The sequence below is a fragment of the Streptomyces sp. NPDC006309 genome, from assembly GCF_040613095.1.
In the GTDB taxonomy this organism is placed as follows: Bacteria; Actinomycetota; Actinomycetes; order Streptomycetales; family Streptomycetaceae; genus Streptomyces.
Genome location: NZ_JBEXRO010000013.1, coordinates 64,258 through 85,335, shown reverse-complemented (window position 1 = coordinate 85,335; position 21,078 = coordinate 64,258). Strand labels below are relative to the sequence as shown.

At 72.3% G+C, this 21,078-nt stretch carries 17 protein-coding genes; 10 read left to right on the top strand and 7 right to left on the bottom strand.

The annotated features are described in order from the left end of the window. The first annotated feature begins 225 nt into the window (after positions 1-225). Positions 226-1,431 carry an ATP-binding protein gene (locus ABZ117_RS18760; RefSeq protein ID WP_356822277.1) on the top strand — a complete coding sequence of 402 codons (1,206 nt, stop codon included), beginning with the start codon at positions 226-228 and terminating at the stop codon, positions 1,429-1,431. Then, the gene (locus ABZ117_RS18755) at positions 1,428-2,492 is read left to right on the top strand and encodes an AAA family ATPase (protein WP_356822077.1); all 1,065 of its coding nucleotides are present in this window, start codon (positions 1,428-1,430) and stop codon (positions 2,490-2,492) included. Before ABZ117_RS18760 ends, ABZ117_RS18755 begins: the two co-directional genes overlap by 4 nt. Positions 2,493-2,952: 460 nt before the next feature. On the opposite strand, the gene ABZ117_RS18750 is transcribed toward ABZ117_RS18755, so the two are convergent. From ABZ117_RS18750 to ABZ117_RS18735, 4 genes are all read right to left on the bottom strand, one after another. Continuing rightward, on the bottom strand, positions 2,953-3,366 hold the full coding sequence (locus tag ABZ117_RS18750) for a hypothetical protein (RefSeq protein WP_356822075.1): 414 nt from the start codon (positions 3,364-3,366) through the stop codon (positions 2,953-2,955). Positions 3,367-3,412: 46 nt separating this feature from the next. Further along, positions 3,413-3,793, bottom strand: coding sequence for a protease inhibitor I42 family protein (locus ABZ117_RS18745; protein ID WP_356822073.1), 381 nt, complete (start codon positions 3,791-3,793; stop codon positions 3,413-3,415). A 121-nt stretch (positions 3,794-3,914) separates the two neighbouring features. Further along, a complete protein-coding gene (locus ABZ117_RS18740; RefSeq protein WP_356822071.1) occupies positions 3,915-5,498 on the bottom strand; it encodes a peptidoglycan-binding protein in 1,584 nt (527 codons plus the stop codon). A gap of 10 nt (positions 5,499-5,508) precedes the next feature. Then, positions 5,509-5,880, bottom strand: a complete 372-nt coding sequence (locus ABZ117_RS18735; protein ID WP_356822070.1) for a hypothetical protein — start codon at positions 5,878-5,880, stop codon at positions 5,509-5,511. Positions 5,881-6,206: 326 nt separating this feature from the next. Here ABZ117_RS18735 and ABZ117_RS18730 point away from each other — a divergent pair, with 326 nt between their 5' ends. Continuing rightward, positions 6,207-6,407: a hypothetical protein gene (locus ABZ117_RS18730; RefSeq protein WP_356822068.1), complete on the top strand. Its 201-nt coding sequence runs from the start codon at positions 6,207-6,209 to the stop codon at positions 6,405-6,407. A gap of 10 nt (positions 6,408-6,417) precedes the next feature. On the opposite strand, the gene ABZ117_RS18725 is transcribed toward ABZ117_RS18730, so the two are convergent. Beyond that, positions 6,418-9,210: an AAA family ATPase gene (locus tag ABZ117_RS18725; RefSeq protein WP_356822066.1), complete on the bottom strand. Its 2,793-nt coding sequence runs from the start codon at positions 9,208-9,210 to the stop codon at positions 6,418-6,420. Between the two features lie 173 nt (positions 9,211-9,383). Here ABZ117_RS18725 and ABZ117_RS18720 point away from each other — a divergent pair, with 173 nt between their 5' ends. From ABZ117_RS18720 to ABZ117_RS18710, 3 genes are all read left to right on the top strand, one after another. Continuing rightward, the gene (locus tag ABZ117_RS18720) at positions 9,384-10,049 is read left to right on the top strand and encodes a response regulator transcription factor (RefSeq protein WP_356822064.1); all 666 of its coding nucleotides are present in this window, start codon (positions 9,384-9,386) and stop codon (positions 10,047-10,049) included. Positions 10,050-10,202: 153 nt separating this feature from the next. Then, positions 10,203-10,886 carry a DUF4255 domain-containing protein gene (locus tag ABZ117_RS18715; RefSeq protein ID WP_356822062.1) on the top strand — a complete coding sequence of 228 codons (684 nt, stop codon included), beginning with the start codon at positions 10,203-10,205 and terminating at the stop codon, positions 10,884-10,886. Next, positions 10,883-12,907, top strand: a complete 2,025-nt coding sequence (locus tag ABZ117_RS18710; protein ID WP_356822060.1) for an ATP-binding protein — start codon at positions 10,883-10,885, stop codon at positions 12,905-12,907. The genes ABZ117_RS18715 and ABZ117_RS18710 overlap by 4 nt, the downstream gene beginning before the upstream one ends. Positions 12,908-13,083: 176 nt before the next feature. On the opposite strand, the gene ABZ117_RS18705 is transcribed toward ABZ117_RS18710, so the two are convergent. Together ABZ117_RS18705 and ABZ117_RS18700 are read right to left on the bottom strand one after the other, a co-directional pair. Then, positions 13,084-14,517, bottom strand: coding sequence for a hydrolase (locus ABZ117_RS18705; protein ID WP_356822058.1), 1,434 nt, complete (start codon positions 14,515-14,517; stop codon positions 13,084-13,086). 104 nt (positions 14,518-14,621) lie between these two features. Then, entirely contained in the window at positions 14,622-16,253 is a 1,632-nt protein-coding gene (locus tag ABZ117_RS18700; RefSeq protein WP_356822056.1) for a DUF4157 domain-containing protein, read from the bottom strand. 305 nt (positions 16,254-16,558) lie between these two features. Here ABZ117_RS18700 and ABZ117_RS18695 point away from each other — a divergent pair, with 305 nt between their 5' ends. The 4 genes from ABZ117_RS18695 to ABZ117_RS18680 all read left to right on the top strand — a co-directional run bounded on the left by ABZ117_RS18695 (position 16,559) and on the right by ABZ117_RS18680 (position 19,345). Then, positions 16,559-18,169, top strand: coding sequence for a phage tail sheath subtilisin-like domain-containing protein (locus ABZ117_RS18695; protein ID WP_356822054.1), 1,611 nt, complete (start codon positions 16,559-16,561; stop codon positions 18,167-18,169). A gap of 68 nt (positions 18,170-18,237) precedes the next feature. After that, positions 18,238-18,681, top strand: coding sequence for a phage tail protein (locus tag ABZ117_RS18690; RefSeq protein ID WP_133047373.1), 444 nt, complete (start codon positions 18,238-18,240; stop codon positions 18,679-18,681). Continuing rightward, a complete protein-coding gene (locus tag ABZ117_RS18685; protein ID WP_356822052.1) occupies positions 18,681-19,190 on the top strand; it encodes a hypothetical protein in 510 nt (169 codons plus the stop codon). The genes ABZ117_RS18690 and ABZ117_RS18685 overlap by 1 nt, the downstream gene beginning before the upstream one ends. Next, a complete protein-coding gene (locus ABZ117_RS18680; RefSeq protein WP_165955685.1) occupies positions 19,187-19,345 on the top strand; it encodes a DUF6760 family protein in 159 nt (52 codons plus the stop codon). Before ABZ117_RS18685 ends, ABZ117_RS18680 begins: the two co-directional genes overlap by 4 nt. Positions 19,346-21,078 lie beyond the last annotated feature (1,733 nt).

The following is a 21,078-nucleotide window of genomic DNA, read 5'->3' as shown; positions in this document are numbered from 1 at the left end:
AGCCCGGACGCCCCTCGATCTGATGCTGGCTACCGCTGCCCCGGACGCGATGACCATGATCGGCCGCGGCCTACTCCTGGCTGACGTACTGGCCGACCGCTGGAGCGCGGAGCCTCGCCCGCCCTCCCGCAGAACCGTGGGCGGAGATCAGGAGGCGCACAGGCACCGGCCGTGATCCGCCGCATGGCTTGGATTAGGGCCGAGCAGCGCACCCCGCACGGCACAATGGACACCGTGAGCGACAACAGAACGGATCTTGCCGACCTCCTGGGCACGCAGGAGTCCGCGTCCCTTGAGTTCAAACGCACCGCTAAACGCGAGGGGAAACGCGGAGACGCCATCGGAAACGCGGTGTGCGCCATGGCCAACGATCTGGGCGGCCACGGTGGTGGCGACGTCCTCATCGGTGTCGATGACAAGGGACATCCTGTCGACGGCGTCGACCTGAGCGACCGAGCACTGCTTCAGCTCACCGAGCTGCGGGACGACGGGCGCATCCTCGACCGCCCGTCCCTTACCGTCGATAGGGCCGTCTTTCGGGGGAAGCCGGTCATCCGCCTTCATGTCGAGGCATGCGCCACCCCGCCAGTCCGGTTCGAGGGCGTTATCTGGGTCCGCCCCGGCCCCACCACACGCAGGGCGAGCCGAGAGGACGAGCGCGTGCTGGCGGAGCGTCGTCGCGCCAAGGACATCCCGTTCGACACACGCCCGCTGCCTCTCACCCGCCTCGAAGACCTAGACCTTGACCTGTTCCGGCAGTCGTACCTGCCTTCCATGGTCGCGCCCGAGGTGATCGAGGAGAACGGCCGTCCCGTGAACCTCCAGTTGTCGTCACTCCACCTCATGACGCCGGACGGTGCGCCGACCGTGCTCGGCCTACTCACCGTCGGTCTCGACCCCGGAAGCCACATTCCCGGGGCGTACCTCCAGTTCGTCCGCTATCAGGGCATGGACCTCGACGCCCCCGTCGCGGACGAGCAGGAACTGCGTCAGAACCTGGTGGGACTGTCGGCCCGGCTCGAACCCCTTCTGCGGAGTAATCTGCGCACTCGCCTCGTGGAGGACGGCTTCCGCGAGACGCCCCGCCCAGACTATCCGTTGGAAGCACTGCGCGAACTCTGCATGAATGCCCTCATGCACCGAAATTACGAGACCTCGTACGCGCCGACCCGCATCGTGTGGTTCGACGACCGCATCGAGGTCACCAACCCCGGCGGGCCTTTCGGGCAGGTCCGGAACGACAACTTCGACCGGGTCACCGACTACCGCAATCCTTCCCTGGCCGCCGCGATGAAGGGCCTCGGCTACGTGAACCGGTTCGGCCGGGGTATTGGCCGGGTGAAAAAGGCGCTAGAGACCAATGGAAACCCACCCGCCGAGTTCCAGGTCGACGACACGTCCTGGGCTGTCGTCATCCGGAGAGCCGCATGACCTCGATCGCGTTGTTCAACAACAAAGGTGGGGTGGGCAAAACGACCCTCACCTACCACCTCGCCCACATGATCAGGCGACTCGGCCTAAGTGTGCTGGCAGTCGACCTCGATCCTCAGGCCAACCTCACGTCCATGTGCCTGGAGGAAACAGAGATCGAGGAACTGTGGGAAAACCCTTCCGAGCTCATCGACCAAGGCGCGGCCATGGCGGGTCTGCCGGGCACGGGTCGGGTGCGTAGCGGTCAGACCATTGCCGACGCCGTCCGTCCCATTCTGGAGGGCACCGGTGACATCGCGGTCGTCGAGCCGGTGCGGCTCCAGCCGGACCTATGGCTGCTGCCGGGCAGTCTCGACCTGAGCCGCTTCGAGGACAAACTGTCCAATGAATGGTCACGCGCCTATGCAGGCGACGTCGCGGCCATTCGCACGTCCACGTCGTTCCACCGCATCATCGAGCAGGCGGCGCGGTCCGTGGACGCCGACATCGTCCTGATCGACGTCGGCCCCAACCTGGGTGCCATCAACCGGGCCGCCCTAATCTCAGCTGACACAGTGCTAATGCCGTTGGCCGCGGACCTGTTCTCCCTGAAGGGTCTGAGCAACCTGGGTCCGACGCTGCGCCAGTGGCGCACCGACTGGCAGTCCCTTGTCCTGCCCAGGGTGCCCGATACCATCTCCGCCCCTGGCGCGAGCATGCAGCCGCTGGGCTACGTCATCATGCAGCCAGAAATGCGACTTGACAGACCAGTCAAGGCGTACGAGCGATGGCTCCAGCGCATTCCCTGGGTCTATTCCTCAGCAGTCCTCGGTGAGTCCCCGCCCTCGCGAGGGGACGATAGCCACCGCATTGCCACCATGAGGAATTACCGCAGTTTGATGCCCCTCGCGCACGACGCACGCAAGCCCATGTTCGATCTGAGGCCGGCTGACGGTGCACTCGGCAGCACCCAACAATACGTGAAAACCTGCTTCAAGGAGTTCAAGGCGCTGTCTGAAGGAGTTCTTGCCAGGCTAGAAGATCTCCCCCGAGACACGGGCGACGCGTCCAAGGCTGGTTGACGGTTTTCACCTCGCTCGACAGACTCGCGTGGGAAGCAAGGGCACAGGGTCCGTCCTGGCAGGGCGGCACATCTTCGAGGACCTGACCGCCTAGGCGGGCCGTGATGGCAGCCCGAGCCGCCTCCAGGCTCCTGCAATCGTTCACGGATGAAGCGCAGCGGGCCACCGAGGCCGAGGAAACGCCTCCTGGCGACGACTGGCTTCACGCGCCGGGCAGCGCAGCAGGCCCTGCCCGGGTGCGGGTCAGCAAGCCGGACACTGTCCGACCTGATGCTGACCACTTGCTGACCTGGAGGTCGCCATCAGGGCTCCGACCTGCAAAAACACCCAACCGCTAGATCTTGGACCTGAACATCGTGCGCAGCATGCAGTGCTCCAAGAGGTCGGCTCCCTGCCTGCTCGGTGCAGGTCAAAGGCGTGCGGTCACTTTACAGCCGGCGGTTGACCCGTCGGCGTCGGGTCACCTGCTGCCGCCCCGCGCCCGGGTCAGCCGCTTCAGTTCGATGATGGTCGCGACGGCGTGCAGCCAGGTGGCCGCGGTGTCGTCGGCGGGGATGCCGCCCGCGAGTTCGGTGCCGGCCCGCAGCCACTCCCGTACGACGGCGGCCGCCTCCCGGCGGGGCAGGGGCTCGGGCAGCTCCGCGGCGCGGGCGAGTCCGCCGGCGCGCACGGTGTCGGCGAGGAAGGCGACCGAGCGGGGCTCGGTGCCGAGGCGGTCGAGGATGACGGCCGCGGCCGCGGCGCCGTCGCCGAACAGGGCGGTGCGCCGGGCGCCGGGTTCGGCGGTGAGGCCGTACCGCAGCAGGACGGTGATGTCGAGCCGGGCCAGCTCGTCGTCCGTGCGGTCCGGGGGGTACGGGGTGTCGTCGTTCATGGCGGGGCCTCGGGTGTCTCGGCTCATCTGGCTGGTCCGCCGCGGCTCAGTCGACGGTGACGGTGTAGGTGATGCGCTCGGGGGCCCGGGAGGGGGTGGCCGGCCCCGTGGCCGGGGTGGCGGAGGGTCCGGTCGTCCCGGGGGGCCGGGTGGAGGTGTTGCCCTGGCAGGTGGTGAACGTGCAGTGCAGCAGCGTGAACCGGGTGGTTCCCCTGCCCTTGGCCTCGAAGGTGAAGGTGAGCCGGCCGCCGGCACCGTCCACCGGTTTGTCGCCGGATTCCGACGCGTAGTGCCGGCCGCGGCTGACCAGCACCGAGCTGTCGGGCTCGGGGGCGACCAGGTACCAGTACTCGCGGGTGGAGGCGTTCTGGTCGACGGTGAGCGTGAAGCGTTCGCCCGGCTCGGCGGTGATGCTGGTGTCCTTCACCGGGTGGCTCGTCGGGTGGCTCGCGGTGCTCGTGGAGCCGCCCGCCGGTTCGTCGGTGCCCGAGCCGCAGCCCGTGGTGAGAGCGAGGAGCGCGGTCGCCGCGACCGCGGCACCGCCCCTGCTACCGCGGAAGATAGACGCTGTACGCGTTGGGGAGATCACTGGTGGAAGCCTTGCCCATGTGGCCGTTGATGAAGTCGTCCTCGCTGACCCAGGTGGTCGAGCCCCAGGGGTTGTACACCTGAAGCTTGTCACCCTCCTGGGCGATGATGGTCATCGCGTGGGCGCCCTCCTTGCCCGAGACGTCGACCGGCACCGGCCGCCCCTGCGCCACCGACTTCTCGACGTCGGTGAGGACGGCCCTGCGGTCGGCGGCGCTGTTGAGGTCCTGGCGCTCGTAGTCAGTGCCGGTGGCGCTGCCGACGGTGGTGTCGTTGATCCGTTCCTGCCCCTCGGGCCCCATGCCGCCCCACTTCTCGCCGCCGTCGCCTTCGGTGTGCAGCCGGTGCTGTTCGGCCACCAGGCGCTGTTTGAAGGCGTCGGGGTCGTCCTGCTGCCCGTCGGGGCCGCCGGTGAGGCCGAGCGCGTACAGAGGGTCGACCATGGCGCGGGAGGTGACGGTGGACGAGGCCACGCAGGTGCCCTCGTGGCCGTCGCCGCCCTGGATCCATCGCTGGCCGTCGAACGTCACGTAGTCCGTGTTGATGTTCGAACCGTCCGGCGCCAGGCCCTCGTCGTTCATGCTGTCCGCCTCGGTGACCACCGGAGTGAGGTGCCGGCGCAGCCAGTCGGGGTCCTTGCCGTGGATCTTTCTCTGGAAGGTCCCGATCTCGGCGACGCTGTGGCCGGCGGCTAGGGCCTTCATCAGGTAGGCCCGCTCCTGCGGGGTGTCCGACGTGGCCAGCATCCGCTCCATGGCCGTCTCGTCGTCGAGGCTCAGCAGGTCCATACGTGCCGACGCGCGCGCCAGGTCGCCGGCCGTGAGGATCTCGTTCAGCTCGGTGTCGGCGCCCGCGACGCCGGTGTCGGCGAGCATCAGCTTGTCGACGGCGGTGAGTTCGCTGGTCCCCATCTTCCCGGCCCGTGCCTCGGCGGCCCACTTGTTCAGGTCCCGGGCCGCGACGCGGGTGGCCTCCTGGGCGTCGGAGACGGCGGCGTGCATCAGGCCGACCGCGTAGGAGCCGAAGTGGGCGGCGTTCTTGCGGTCCCACTCCTCCTCGTCGTTCTCGTGCAGGTCGTCGAAGAAACCGTCCTTGCCGCCGAGCGTCTTCTTCTGCTCCAGCAACTGTCCGCGGCCCTGCTCGTCCTTGCGCTGCGCGGCGCCGATCGCGTCGGCCAGCGTCAGCAGCACCGTCGCGCACCCCTGGAACGCCTCGCTCATCCGGGTCACGGACCGCCCGGCGGCGTTCACCGCGTCGGAGGCGAGGACGCTCGTGTCGCCGACCCACACCTCCGGCAGACCCTTGCGGCCCACCCGGTCGACCTGGTCGAAGACGCTGCCGACCTGGTCGACCTGGCCGCGGTAGAGCCTTGCCAGGCCCTCCAGCACGCCCTGGTCGCCGCCCGGTGCGGGCACCGAGAGGGCGTCGTCGATCAGGTCGAGGAGGTCGTTCTTGCTCCCGGCACCGAGCATCTTCTCGGACAGTCCGGCGAGCCACGCGAGGCGGAAGGAAGGGGAGTCGAGGGGGGAGGAGAAGAAGGACACCGGCCGTTCCTCAGTAGCTCGACAGGGCCGAGGCGCGCCCGCCCTGCGTCGACGTGCCGGTGAGGCCGCTCGTACCGCCGGCGGGGACGCTGTCCGCGTGCGCCTTCACCCGGCCGTCGGTGCCGTGGTAGGTCTTCTTGGCCAACTGCACCTTGCCGCCGAGCTCGTGCAGCGCCGACGCCAGTGTCCTGGCCTCCGCCTCCCAGGCGTCGACGAACGCGTTCAGCGCCGACGCGGCGTCCTCGCCGCCGGCATCGCCGTAGGAGTAACTCGCGCGGGACTTGACGGCCGCGCTGATGCCGTCCATGTCCGTTCCGGCGTCGTCGAGTTGCTGGGCCTGGCCGGTCATACCTGCCTTGACCTGGTAGCCGTCCGAGCCCACCGTGCCTCCCCCGTACGTGATCGATCGTGACCGCGGGCAGGCTAACACGCACTGTATATACGAAAGGATCACAGGTCGTCCGCCACACATCTCCTCCACATCACCCGCCCCCACGGCATGCCCGGGCGCTCGTCCCGGCCCAGGTGATCGGCTGCAACTCACGCAGGAGTACGGCGTGTACGAGGCGACGCCGCGTCCCGGTCGGCCCCGATGGCCGGCGTCCGCGACCGCACCGGGACCGTGTGGTCAACCGCAGTTGACGTACCGGTGTGGCGGGAGCGGCAAATGGGTCCGGTGTCGCTCGACCGCCCGCTTACTTCAGGGTGGTGGCCGAGGTGACCAACCGGGTACGGTCCGGCCGCACGTCGACCGCCGTACGGGAGATCACCCTCCCGGCGCCGGTGGTGATCCGCATGCCGGAGCCGGTGGTCCGCCGCATGCTGACGACTCAGGCCGCCGGCCTCCGGGACCCCGACGACCGGCTGGGTCTCACCAAGGCGGCCGCACCGGCCCCGCCCGCGAGCTAGCGTCCCGGCATCATCCGGACGAGAGGCCCTGGTCCCCGCTCAGCGCCTCGCGCAGTTCGCCGCGGCGGCGGATGCCCAGCTTCTTGTAGACGTGGGTGAGATGGGTCTCCACGGTGCGCCGGGCGAGGTGCAGCAGGGCGGCGATCTCCGTGTTGGTGCGGCCGTCGGCGGCCAGCTGGGCGATGCGGCGTTCGCTGCCGGTGAGGGCGCCGGAGCCGGTGCGGGTGGCACTCGCACGACGTGCGCCGCCCTCGCGCAGGGCCTCCTCGGCGAGCGTGCGCAGCCGCGGTGCGCCGAGGCGTTCGGCGCGTTCGGCCGCCTCCCGCAGGCCTTCCCGGGCCCGGGCGCGGTCCCCGGTGGCGGTCAGCTGCCGGCCCTGCGCGACGAGCGCGGCGATCAGTTCCCGCTCCGTGCCGGTGCCGGCGTCCCGCAGCAGTCGTACGGCCTCCTCGGCCAGCTCCAGACCGCGCCGGCCCCCCGTCACCGTGCCGAGCACCCGCACGGCGCGGCCTACCGTGCGGGGGGTGCCCCACACCCGGGCCAGCCGCACCTCCTCCTGGGCGAGCGCGAGTGCCTCGCGGGGGCTGCCCAGGAGGAGCCGGCACTCGGCGGCGGACGAGCGCCACGGGGTGACGACCGGGCTGACCACCTCGCGGGCCGACTGGCGGCGGCCGCACTCCAGGAAGTCGTGCAGCGCCCCCGCCGCGTCGCCCGCGGCGGCCCGCTGCACGCCCCGCGCGTAGAGGAACCGGTTCAGCTCCCAGGAGTCGGGCGCCGCGTGGAGGTCGAAGCCGTCCGCGAACCGCCGTGCCTCGTCCGCGCGGCCCAGGTCCACGAGCGCGATCAAGGTGTGGGCGTGCGCGTTGGCGGGTCCGGCGTCCGCGGTCAGGGGCGGCTCGGCGGGCAGTTGCCCGTACGCGCCGCGTGCCGCCGCGGTGTCGGCCCGTACGTTGAGCAGCGCCTCGTGCATCGGGTGCAGCAGGTCGGGGCGCTGGCCGGCCAGACCGCGGTCCACGAGCCGGTCCGCCTCGTCGAGTTCGTCGGCCCACTGGGCGACCGCGGCGGCCGTGCCCAGCAGGAAGGGCTCCGTCAGCGGGTCGGCGGGCTCGGCGAGCAGGGCGCGGACCTGCTTCATCGCGTCGTGCGCCGAGGTGAGCCCGGCGGTGGCCGCGTGCCGTACGAGCAGGGCCCGGGTGGCCGGCCCGACCAGCTCGGGCGAGTGTCCGGCGGTGTCCCACAGCCGCCGGTACACATCGCGGCGGACGGTCTGGTCGTGGTCGGAGAGCAGGGCGGAGGCGCTGTGCAGGAGGCCGGCCAGCTCGGGGCGGTCGGTGAGCTGGTCGTCCACCGTGCGCAGCACCTCCACGGCGGCACGGGCCTCGCCGCGTCCGGCCAGCGCGGTGCCGAGGGCGACGGCGGCGCGGGCCCGGTCCCGCGGGGCGCCGGACAGCCGCAGGGCCTCGGTGAGCCGGGAGATCCCGGACGCGGTACCCGGACCGGCGCATTCGAGGGAGCCCAGCTCGGTCAGCAGCCGCTGCCGGCGCTCGTCGGGCAGCGGCTCGTCGAGGGCCCGGCGCAGGAAGGTGACGGCGTCGCCGGCCCGGCCGTCGCGCAGGGTGAGGGAGGCCGCGTCCTGGAGCACACCCGACGCCCAGGGCTCGTCCACCGGGCCGGACAGCAGCAGTTGGCGGGCGACCGTCTCGGTGGGAGCGCCGCGGCGTAGCATCGCCTCTGCGGCCTGCCGGTGTGCCGCGCGCCGCCGGGCAGCGGGCACGCCGGTGAGCACCGCGTCCCGCAGCAGGGGGTGGGCGTACCGGGTGTGGCCGTCCGGGCCGGAACGGAGGACGCCCAGGCCGGTCATCGCGGTGAGCCAGCCCGTCACCCGGGCCGGGTCGGCGTCCGCCAGCTCGGCGAGCAGCCGGCCCAGACCCTCGGCGGTACAGCCGGGGCCGCCGCCCGGGTGACCGTCCCAGCCCTCGTGCAGGGCGGCGAGTGCCCGTGCCACCTCCGCCGTGCCGGGCCCCGCGTTGTCCAGCAACCAGGAGACGGCCGCCGGGTACGCGCCGGGGTACAGCGCGGCGGACATCTCCGGTACAGCCGGGTGCCGGCCCGGGTCGCCGAGGTCGTCGAGGAGGGCGGTCAGCAGCATCGGGCTGCCGGCACCGGCCCGTACACAGTCGTCGACCCATGTCCCGGTGGCCGCCGGGAACCGGGTGCGCACCAGTTCGGCCGCCGAGTCCGGGGTGAGCGGGGCGAGGGTGTGGGTGTGGACGAGGGCGGGCGAGAGGGTGTGGGTGAAGCCCGGCGCGGGCGGGTCGACGTCGTACTGGCTGCGCTCGGTGACCGCCAGCAGGATCGGCAGCCGTAATCGGTCCACGTGCCGGGCGGACTCCACGAGCCAGCGGTACGAGGGGGCGTCGGCGAGGTGGACGTCGTCCACGGCGAGCAGCAGCGGGGACGCGTCGGCGTGTGCGCGCAGCAGCTCCCACAGCAGGGCGGCCTGCTCACGCTCGCCGCCGGATTCCCCCGGCTGGGCGAAGTGCGGGAGCGGGCCGAGGAGTTGGAGCACGGTGGCGAAGGGGACGGTGGTGTCGCCGGGCGAGCAGCGGGCGCGCAGCACCCGCATGCCGTGGTCGGCGGCGTCCTCGGCGGCGGCCTCCAGGACGGTGGTCCGGCCGGTGCCGGTGGCTCCGCGCAGCAGCACCAGGCCGCCCGCGCCGGCCCGGGCCCGCGCGGCCGCGGCTGCCAGCGACGCGGCGGCCTCGCGGTGTTCGCGCGGCCGGTCACCGTGCGGTCCGGGCATCCCTGCCTCCTGGGTCGGACGGGTCGCCGTCGTGGATGTCGTACGGCCGATCTCGTGGTGTCCCTCGTGGTGCTCCACGATTGCGCGGGTCCCTCCCGGCGCCGGAGTGTGAGGAACGCACGCCTGCCACCGATCCCGTACAGGTGGCGCGCACGTGGACATAGGGGAAACGCTTGCTCAGCTCATCGCGGACCACACACCCCGGTACGGCCGGCTCCGCCGAGCGGGTACCGGTGGCGGTGCACGCTCCGGACCCGATCCTGCGCGAGGGGGTGCTGGGCCAGTTGCGCCGGTATCCGGAGATCGACGTCAGGGAGGACGGGGGCCCGGGCACGGTGGCGCTGCTCGTCGACGACCTGCTCGACGAGTCCGCGCTGACCCGGCTGCGCCGGCTGGTGCGCAGCGAGGGAGCGCGGGCGGTGCTCGTCGTGAAGTCCCTGCGGGAGGCCGAACTGCTCGACGTGATCGAGTGCGGGGTGGGCGCCATCGTGTGGCGCCACGAGGCCACCGCGACGCGCCTGGTGCAGGCGGTCCTGGCGGCGGCCCGCGGTGACGGCGACCTGCCCGCCGACCTGCTCGGCCGGCTCATCAGCCAGGTGGGCACGCTGCACCGCAGCGCGGCCGCCCGCACGGGCGGCACCCTCGCCTCGGGGCTGACATCGCGTGAGGTGGACGTGCTGCGGCTGGTCGCCGAGGGTTTCGACACCGGAGAGATCGCCAGCAAGCTTTCCTACTCCGAACGGACCGTCAAGAACGTCGTGCACGGGCTGACCACCCGCCTGCACCTGCGCAACCGGGCGCACGCCGTGGCGTATGCCCTGCGGGAAGGCTACATCTGACCGAACGGGCATCCGGTACCGCCCCCTCGGGCAGACCGGTCTGCCCCGCGGCCGTCCCCGGCGTGCCTGCGGGGGCGGGCGCCCCGAGGGCAGGATCGGTCACGGTGGCAGGCGCACGGGCGAGGCCGGGGACGGCGGGGCGGGAGCACGACGGTGATCCACGAGGTGGACGAGGTCCTCAAGACCCTGCTCGGTGGTGGCGCGCTGGCCGGTTCCGGTATCGACGTCGCCTTCGACGCCCCCACCCGTGACTGGGCCGCCCGCCGCAACGCGCCCACGATCAATGTCTATCTGTACGACATACGGGAGGACGTCAACCGCCGCCAGCGCGGCCACATCCCCGTGCTCGACGAGCGCGAGGTGATCGTCAAGCGGCGCCAGCCGCCGCGCTGGTTCCGGCTGTCGTACCTGGTGACGGCGTGGACCAAGCAGCCACAGGACGAACACCGGCTGCTGTCCGCCGTGCTGGCCACCCTGATCCCGCGCGAACTGCTCGCCCCGTCCGAGCTGCCCGGCGCGCTCGGCGTGCTGGGTATGGCGGTACCGCTGTCGGTGGCCGGTATCCAGACCGAGTCGCGGTCCCTGGCGGAGATCTGGTCCGCGCTCGGCGGTGAGCTGAAACCGTCCCTCGACCTGGTGGTCACCGCGCCTTTCCCCGCCTATCCCGAGTACGACGCCGGGCCGCCGGTCACCGAGGGCGCGGCGGTTCGCGTGCGCACCCTGGACGGCGTCCCGGCCGAGGCGGAGGAACGCGCGCACCGGCCCCGGCAGGTGGCGGCGGCCCGGGACGCCCGGAAGGCGGCCGGGCGCCGCGGCGGGGCGGGCCGGGCGAAGTGACCACGTGGACCCCGCCGTACGACGTGACGGACCCGGCTTCCGATCCGGCCGTCCCGCTCCTCGCCCGCCTCGCCGCCCTGCGTGACCGGGTCGCCCTGCTGGTCGAGCACCGCTCCGCCGACGATCCCACGGCCGCCGACCCCTTGCGCGGCCTGTACCTGTCGGAGGAAGCGGTACGCCATCTGCTGCGCCCGGCGGAGCCCCTGCCGCCCGGGCTCCCCGGCCCCGCCGAGCCGCCGGACGACCGCCTGGCGGTCCTGTCCGCCAGGCTGGGACTGACCGAACTCGACGCCGCCCTGCTGCTCATCGCCCTCGCCCCCGACCTGGACCGCGCCTTCGAGCCGCTGTACGGCTATCTCAACGACGACGTCAGCAGGCGGCGGGCCACCATCGCCCTCGCCCTCGACCTGTGCGGGATCCCCGCACACTCGGCGGGCGCCCGGGCCCGGCTGCGCCCCTCGGCCCCGCTGGCCGCGCTAGGGCTGCTCACGGTGGAGGAACCCGAACGCCCTTTCCTCGGCCGTTCGTTGCGCGTGCCCGACCGGGTCGTCGCGCATCTGCTGGGCGACGACACCCCTGACGCCGCGCTTGCCGGACACCTCCATCCGCTGCCGGCGCCGCCACAGTCGTACGACGAGGACCACGGTGACGACGGCGACTTCACCCGCTTCGTACACCTGCTGGCCGCCCGGCTCGCCACCGGCCCGCCGCTCACCGCCTATCTCCGCGAGGGCCGCGAGGGCGACGGGCTCGCCTGCGCCGCCGCCGCCCTGGACAGGGCGGGGGTCCCCGCCCTGCGCTTCTCGGGCTCCCAGGACCGGGTGCCCGAACTGCTGCGGGACGCGCGGCTGGGCGGGCGTGCCGTCGTCGTCTCCGGGCTGCCGGACCGGCCCGCCACGCTCGTCAGGGAGCTGCGGGCGGCACCGGACATCACCGTCCTGATCATCGGGCCGCGCCCGTACGATCCCCAGTGGTGCGACCGCGACCCCCTCGTCCTGGAGGTGCCCCGGCGCGGTGCGGGGGCGGTGGGCACCTGGTCGGCCGTTCTGGGCGGGGAGCCCGGTTTCGATCTGGCGGCCACCGTCGCCCCGTACCACCTCCCCGACGACCGCATCGCCCGCGCCGCCCGCGCCGCCCAGGACCTCGCCGGCTTCGAGGGGGCCCCGCTCTCCCCCGCCCACGTGCGCCTCGCCGCCCGTCAGCAGTCAGCGTCCGGCCTGGAACAGCACGCCCGCCGGATCCGCCCCGCCGTCGGCTGGAGCGACCTCGTGCTGCCCGACCGCCCGCTGACCCAGCTGCGGGAACTCGCCCTGCGCGCCCGGCACCGCGACCGGGTCCTCGGTGACTGGCGGCTCAGCGCGGGCGGCGGGCGGGGCCGGGGCGTGCTCGGGCTCTTCGCCGGCGAGTCCGGCACCGGCAAGACCCTCTCGGCGGAGGTCGTCGCGGCCGAGCTGGGCCTCGACCTCTATGTGGTCCAGCTGTCGTCCGTGGTCGACAAATACGTCGGCGAGACGGAGAAGAACCTGGAACGCGTCTTCGGCGAAGCCGACCGCACGGACGCCGTGCTCCTCTTCGACGAGGCCGACGCCGTCTTCGGCAAGCGGTCCGAGGTGAAGGACTCCCACGACCGGTACGCCAACATGGAGAGCGCCTACCTGCTCCAGCGGCTGGAGTCCTTCGACGGCATCGCCCTGCTCACCACCAACCTGCGCGCCAACATCGACGAGGCGTTCACCCGGCGACTGGATCTGGTGGTCGACTTCCCCTTCCCCGGCGCCGAGCAGCGCCTCGCCCTGTGGCGGCACAGCCTGTCCCACGTGCCCTGCACGGACGGCATCGAACTCGCCTCGGTGGCCGCCGACTTCGAGCTGGCCGGCGGTTCCGTCCGCAGCGCCGTGGTGACGGCCGCGTACCTCGCCGCGGGCCGCGGCGACCTCGTCACCGCGGCCGACCTCCTGGAGGGCGCCCGCCGGGAGTACCGCAAGGCGGGACGGCTGCTGCCGGGCGAAGGGTCCTGGTAGCCGGGGCCGGTCGTCTCAGCCCTTCGTGGGACGGACGATCAGCCACTCCTGGTCGTCCGTGTCGGAGCAGTCGAAGATCGTGAGCTCGGCGTCGTTGCCGCCGGTGCTGTAGCCGTCCACGTCCAGGCACTTGTTGTCGCTGGCGACATTGCCAGACTCATGTCACTCAGCACCGATCACACCGTCAGCTTGACGGCTTCGAGCCAGAGGGAGTTGTCGAGGGTGCCGCCGAAGATGAGGGCGGGGCGTGGATCGGCGCATCCCTGCTTGCCCCAGCCGTAGTTGCGGGTGTGCGCGGTCTCGCACACCTGGCCGCTGCCGATGTTGATGGCGAAGCCCAGCATGTAGGGATCGTCCTTCTTCGTGCTGCCGATGTAGTTGTCCTTGCCGTCGGCCATGATGGGCGTCCACTGCGGATTCCACTGACCGTTGCCGTCGGTCGACCGCGGGTTGTGCACGAAGGCGTTGGCGGCCGAGCCGTCGGTGCCGGTCACCGCGATGTTGAGGGCCTTGATGGGTGTGTCGTGGCCCGTCGTGCCTGCGATCGTGCCGTCGCACACCGGTTTCTGCCAGCCCTGCCCGGTGACGTAGGCGCGGTAGCAGATGTGCCGCCCGGACGGATCGTCCTTGGCGAGGCGCCGGACGGCGGTGGCAGCGGTGTCCTGCGGCGGCTTCGCGGTCACGGTGGCCGTGGCGCCGCCGCCTCCGCCCCCGGCCCCGGCGCCCGAACCGGACGCCTCCGGGGTTTCCTGCGCCGCGGCAGGGGGTGCCGTGGCGGTGGCCGAGGGAGGTGGCGGTGGGGCGGCGGACACCGGCGGGGAGGGTGCGAGGGTGGTGCCGGCTTCGGCGACCTTCTCGGTGGCACCCGTGTTCACCTGGGGCTTGTAGGCGATCCACAGCATGACGAAGGTGATCGCGAGTGCCGTGACCACGCCGAAGAAGGTCGCGAGCCAACGCGGCAGGAACCCACGCTGGACATACGTCCCCTCCACGGGCAGGGCGTCGGCACCCGAACGCCGGACGGCCAGGGTGTAGGGCCGCTGCTCCCTCGCACCGAACCAGATGATCTTCCGCGGCTTCAGCGTCGCCTTCACGAACACCGCCCGGCCCGGCTCGATCTGCACACTGCCCGGACGAATGTCGTACGACAACTGGTCACCGTTGTCACTGCCACTGACCGACGCCGTCACCCTGGTGTTGCCCAGATTGTCCACCGCCAGACGAGGCCGCCCACGCAACCGGCCCTTCACGGTCGGCGGCACCAACTCCGCCCGCACCTCCACGAACGGCGTGATCGTGAGATTGCCCTCCGGGACCGTCGTCGCCTCCGGATGCTCCGTCGGCGTGATCCGCACCGCATACGGATTCGGACCCGCCGCCGCATCCGCAGTACGCGGCGGAGCGAACATCAACTCCACCGTCCCCGTCGTCCCCGGATACAACCGAAGCGCCGACGGCTCCACCGTCGTCCACGCAGCAACCGGCCCCACCGGCTCGAAACGGTACTCATCCACCACGTCACCGGTGTTACGCAACCGCAGCCGCACACACGCACTGCCACCCGGATCCACCGTCGCGGAGGCCGGTTCCAGAGAAGTCCATAGGCTCACGCCGCGACGCTAGCCGGGCTGTGGCGCGGGCACAGTGGACGGTCGGGCAGACTTCGCGGCACCGGGGGCGGGGAGGTTGCCCTTGCGGGCATCCGGACGGGACCTCAGGTGCGCGGCGCCCGCGTTCCGGTGGCCGTCAGGATGAACTGTGCGTAGGAGTCGGCGTTCATCAGTGCGCGTTGCCCCATGGCGTACCAGTTCGGCTGCTTCGCCGGGGAGGGCTCGTCCTTGCCGGTGTAGGCGCCCGGATCGCGGACGGCACGCTTGCCGAGCATCGCCGCGTCCCGCGCCGCCGCAGCTTCCGGCATGATCGCGGCGAGTTGCGTCTCGTACCCCTCCTCCTCCAACTCCTGGTCGTACGGGCTGTACTGGTAGTCCAGGGTGCCGGCGAACCGGTGTGTGGCCTCGTGGATGATGTACCAGGCGTTCTGCCCCTTGTCCGTCAGGTGGATCGGGCCCGAGCGCCCCATGTCCATGGTGGGGAGCTCCTCGCTCTTCTGCTGGTTGGGGCTGAGCACGCGGTTGGCGAGGTCGCGCGCGCTGGGGGCGACCCAGCCGGCGACGTCCTTGGGGGTGCCGGTCCCCTCCCCGACCAGGGCGATCTCCGCGCCCGCCGCGTCGAGGCCGGCCTGGATGCGGCGCACGACCTCGGTGATCCGGGGCAGGAAGACCGCGATCTGCTGGGGTGTCGCACCGCGGAACGCGGGGAAACCCGACCGGAGCCCGGCCAGGAGCGGGCCACCGGGGCTGCCGCCCGCCGCTTGCAGCATGGCCAGCACCGACGCGATCTTCTCCTTGGCCTCGACGACCGCGCGGCGGGTCCGGGACTCCTGCCCCGGGTACTCGCGGTCGGGGATGGTTCCTTTCGTGGAGAACCTCACGTTCGCGCTGCTGTGGTGCTGCCGGGTCACGTCGTCGTACTTGTCGCCCGCACGCGGTGTGACATCGGTGCCGATGCCCAGTTGTGCGGAGGTGCGGACGTCGGTGGGATTGGTCTCGTCCTGCCAGCGGACCTGTGCGTCGCCGCGGGGGCCCTGGAAACTGGAGCCCGGTACGAACTGCCAGACGGTGCGCTGGATCCTCGGCACGCCGGGCCCACCGCCGGTCACGGGCCCGGCGGTCGCGGCCTCCGTCCCGGAGGCGCGGAGCGGCTGAACGGGCACCGGACCGCTCATCACCCGCCGGGCCTTGTCCACCGCGTGCTGTTCGCCCGCGTCGCCCTCCTCCGACATGCGCACCCCGAGGCCCGTGTCCGTGCCGGGCACGGGTCCGGCCATCTGGTCCTCGACGTGGGTCAGTTCGTGCGCCCAGTCCTCCTTGGTCATGGTGTCGCCGACCACGACGTTGCTTCCCGACGTGTACGCCTTCGCCCCCAGCTCCGCCGCCGACTCGCGCGCCAGAGCGTCCGAGTGCACGCGGACGTGGCTGAAGTCGGTGCCCCCGAACCGGGCTTCCATCTCCCGCTGGATCGTCGGGTCCATGCTCTGCCCCGGGGACCGGAGCACCTCGTGCGCCAGGGCCCGGCGCTGCACCGACGGCACGTGCCCGCAGCCCGCGCCGTGCTCGTGCCGCTCCTGCTCGACCGCGCGTGCCACCGCCGCGTTGCCCGCGGTGCGCTGAAGGGCGAGCAACGCGGCGGCGGTGCCGCTCACGGGAGCACGCGGGGTGACCGGGCCGGCCGGGCGGCGGGATCGCGCGGTCGCGGTGGTCTGCTTGCGGTCCTCCGGTACGTGCATGAACTACCTTTCGACCCTGCGGCGACGACGTCTCCTCGGCCTGCATCTCACTGGCTGCGAGTTACCGGCTCCACCTACGGGTACGGGGCAGCGTCCGGCCGGGCAAGGGCCGCGAGGGCAATTCTGGGGGCATTCCTGCCCGGGCCCGCCCGCCGAACGGCGGTCCGTCACCGGGAGATGCCCCAACGGGCACGTCCGGGGGCAACGGCGATGCCCCCGGAAGGGAACCGAAGGCTGTTTCCCGGGTGCCGCGCGCGCGTGAGGCTGGGTGGTGTTCCTGCCGCGTACCCCGAGGAGTGCAGCGCATGCCGTCCTACCTGTCGCCCGGCGTCTACGTCGAGGAGGTGGCCAGCGGTTCGCGCCCCATCGAGGGAGTGGGCACCTCGGTCGCGGCCTTCGTAGGACTCGCGCCGACCGGTCCACTGCACGAGCCGACCCTGGTGACCAACTGGAGCCAGTACGTCGCCGCCTTCGGTGCGTTCACCGAGGGGTACCACCTCGCTCACTCCGTCTACGGCTTCTTCAACAACGGCGGAACGGCGGCCTACGTGGTCCGCGTCGGCGGTTCCGCCGAGAGCGCGTCCGCCGACGGCTCGGCCGGCACCGCTCCGGCCGCCGTGACCGCCGCCGCTCCGGCCGCGCTGCCGCCGGCCGAACCGCGGCAGCTCGGGACGTTCACGGTGACGGCCGTCGCCCCCGGCAGCAGCGGCTCGCTGAGCGTCGAGGTCGCCGACCCGGAGGGCGAGGGCCCGGCCGAGCGGTTCAAGCTGATCGTCAAGGACGGCGACAAGCCCGTCGAGAGCTTCGACGTGACGGCCAGGAAGGGCGGCCGCAACTACGTCGTCACGCAGGTGAAGGAGCGTTCCCAGCTCATCACCGTGACAGAGGCCGTGCCGGCCGCGCAGCTGACCCGCCCGGACAACCAGACGGTGGCCCTCCCGGCTCCGGCCCCCGCCCCCGCCGTGCCGTCGTCCGATGCGTCGTCGGGCGTGTCGGACGAGTCGCACCCGGGTCCGGCGACGTACCTCGGGGACTCGGCCGACCGCACCGGCTTCGGCGGCCTGGAGGCGATCGACGAGGTCTCCATGGTCGCGGTGCCCGACCTGATGGCCGCCTACCAGCGCGGCGCGATCGACCTGGAGGCAGTCAAGGCGGTCCAGCTCGGGCTGATCGCGCACTGCGAGCTGATGGGCGACCGGGTCGCGGTCATCGACCCGCCGCCCGGCATGAACGCCCGCCAGATCCGGGTCTGGCGGCAGGAGACGGCCGGTTACGACTCCAAGTACGCGGCCCTGTACTACCCGTGGATCAAGACCTTCGACCCGGCCAGCGGTCAGTCGCGGCTGATCCCGCCGAGCGGCCACGTCGCCGGTGTGTGGGCCCGCAACGACTCCGAGCGCGGGGTCCACAAGGCGCCCGCCAACGAGGTGGTGCGCGGCGCGGTCGACCTGGAGATCCAGATCACCCGCGGTGAGCAGGATCTGCTCAACCCGATCGGCGTCAACTGCATCCGGGCGTTCCCGGGCCGCGGCATCCGGGTGTGGGGCGCGCGCACCCTCTCCTCCGACCCGGCCTGGCGCTACCTCAACATCCGCCGGTACTTCAACTACCTGGAGGAGTCGATCCTCATCGGCACCCAGTGGGTGGTGTTCGAACCGAACGACCACGCCCTGTGGGCGCGCATCCGGCGCAACATCTCGGCGTTCCTGGTCAACGAGTGGCGCAGCGGCGCCCTCTTCGGCCAGCGGCCCGAGGAGGCCTACTACGTCAAGTGCGACGAGGAGACCAACCCGCCGGAGTCGGTCGACGTCGGCCGGGTCGTCTGCGAGATCGGCATCGCGCCGGTCAAGCCCGCGGAGTTCGTGATCTTCCGGCTGGCCCAGTTCTCCAGCGGAAGCGGTGAGCTGGAGGAGTAGGCCGCACCGCCGCCCGCTCCCCAGCTCGTCTTCACCACCCTAGAAGGACCTAGAAGGACAGCGAACATATGAGTCTCCAGCCGGGTGACGCCCTCACCTCACACAATTTCGGCTTGCAGATCGACGGCGTGATGGTCGAGTACCTGGCCGAGGTCAGCGGCCTCAGCATCGAACAGGACGTCATCACCTACCAGCAGAACACCCCCAACGGCCAGAACGTGGTCAAGAACCTGCCGGGCGTGAAGAAGAACGGCACCTGCACGGTCGTCCGCGGTATGACCCAGTCGGCCTCGTTCACCCAGTGGATCAACGAGTCCATCTCCGGGCAGATGACCACGGCCCGCAAGAACGCCTCGATCATCATGATGGACTTCCAGAACAACCCGGTGAAGCGCTACCACCTGCGCAACGCCTGGTGCAACAAGATCGACGCGAGCACGGTGAAGGCGGGCGAGGCAGCCGCCCTCACCGAGACGGTGACCATCGCGTTCGAAGAACTGGTCATCGAGTAATGCGACGTACGGCTGCCAGGACCGGCGGCGCCGTCACCTACTCCGGCGCCGAGGCGCCGGAGACGGAGGCGAGCGGGGAAATGCCGGGGCCGGAGCCGATGCCGGTCCCGGTACCCGCCCCCGCGCAGCAAGAGGAGTCACTGCGCACCGAGTTCCCCTTCCAGCTGCCGCGCGGATACGTCGACGAGTCGGGCACCGTCCACCGCGACGGCGTGATGCGTCTGTCGACCGCACGGGACGAACTCGTCCCGCTGCGTGACGTGCGGGTGCAGGAGAACCCGGCTTACCTGTCGGTGGTGCTGCTGGGCCGGGTCATCAGCCGGCTCGGCACGCTGCCGATGGTCCACGACGGGATCGTGGAGAACATGTTCGCCTCCGACCTGGCCTTCCTCCAGGACTTCTACCGCCAGATCAACGCGGAGGGCCACACCCGCGCCGCCGTGCGGTGCCCGCACTGCGCGGAGCTGTTCGAAGTGGAACTCGGCGGGAGCCGCCTGGGGGAATCGTGACGTACGCGACCGACCGGCTGCACGAGGAGATCGCGTACGTCGCCTACCACTTCCACTGGAGCCTGGAGGAGATCCTGGACCTGGAGCACCACGACCGCCGCCGTTACACGGACCAGATCGCGTCCCTGGTGACGCGGGCCGGCGCGGAGGGCTGAGCGATGGGTTTCCTGGACCGGTTCCGCAAGGGGGACTCCACCGTCGACGCGGTGTCCGCCGACACCGGTGCGTCCCCCGACGACCCGGTGACCCAGGAACCCGCGAGCGGCGACGCCGCCCGGACGGGCGGGCGGCCCGTGGTGGCCGCCTCCTGGCCGGGGCTGCCGCCGATCCAGCGGGCCATGGCCCCGGGCCCGGCCGGGGTCGCCGACGCCCGGTTCAGCGGCCGGCTGCCGACGTGGCAGAACCCGACGTTCATGGGCACGGCGTCCCACGCGGTGCTGGACGGGCGGTCGAGCGCGCTGCTCGGTGGCACGTCCTCCGGTCCGGCCTCGGCACGACCGGTGCCGGGGCTCGAACGCCCCGCGGGTGCCCTGCCGTTGGCGGCTCCTCCCGGGGAGCCCGCGGTGCAGCGGGCTGCCGCGGTACCGCTGCGGCTGATTCCGCCGCGCGTGCCGGGTGAGCGGAGCGGGCCGGGTGCGGTGCGGGCCGTGCGGACTGTGAGTCCAGTGAACTCGGCGAACTCCGCGAGGTCTGTGGGTACTGGCGGGGGATCCGCTTCCCCCGGCGTGAGATCCGCTTCCCCTGCCGGGGGAGCTGCGTCCCCTGCCGGAGGAGCTGCATCCCCCGGCGCGGGAGCTGCTTCCTCCGGTGGCGTGACGGCTCGCTCCGGCGCAGCCGCTCGTACGGGCACGCCCTCGGTCCAGCGGGTGGGCAGGGGCGATTCGGTGACCACCGGGCCGACGCGGGCTGTCACGACGACTGCCACGGTGCCTGCCGGGTCGGACGTCCCGGTGGTGTCGCCGCAGCCGCCGGCCGTTCCGACGGTGCAGACGCCGCTCCCCTCCCCCGGTCTGCGGGTGACGCCCGTACCGGCCGGCTCCTCGTCCCGGCCGAGGTCCCTCACGCGCGTGCGGACCGAGGCGGCGGCGGTTCAGCGGCGGGCGCTGCCTGTGGCGCGGCGGCTCCCCGCGCCCTCGGGTGTCGCGACGTCCGCGGGTGTCGCGACGTCCGCGGGTGTCGCGACGTCCGCGGGGAGGACGGCGGAGGAGTCCGGCGGGGCGCCCGCCTCGGCGCCGGGCGGCGGCCAGGACAGTGGAGCCGGCCGGGCGGAAGCCGTGTCCGGCGTCGGGGCGGCGAGTGGTACGACCGCTGGTGGCCTCCCCGTTCAACGCTCACTGACCGGAAGCGCCGCTCCGTCCGCCGATCACCCCCGGCCCGGGGCCGGTCCCGCTCAAGAGGGCGCGACCGCCGACACCGTGCCGGGCGCCGCCCCCAGCCGAGGCGGCACGCCGGGTGCCCTAGCGGCCCCCGGTCCCGGCGGGGCGCCGCCCGCCGTCCAACGACAGGCCGCCACCGGCTCCGGCCGCCCACGCCCCGCGTCGTCCGGCCCCGCCCGCGTGTCGAGCGGCCCCGGGCGTCCCACGGCTGCCGCCCCTGCCCCGTCGGCGTCGTCGCCGGGGTCGGCGGCCCCACCGCCTTCGGCCGGCGCCCGTCCCGTACTCCCTGCCGCCCCGGCCGCTCCGCAGCCGCCGCCGGTGGCCGTAGTGCAGCGCACGGCGGCGACGCCCGCGCCGACCGGCCCGGCACCGGCCGTGGACACGCACGGTGCCGACTCCCGGGAGCCGACCGCGAGCACGCTCCCCGTACAGCGGACGACCGCGCGCCCCGGCGAGGTGCCTACACACGCACAGCGGACGACGACCGATGCCGCTTCCCTCGGTGGTCGCCC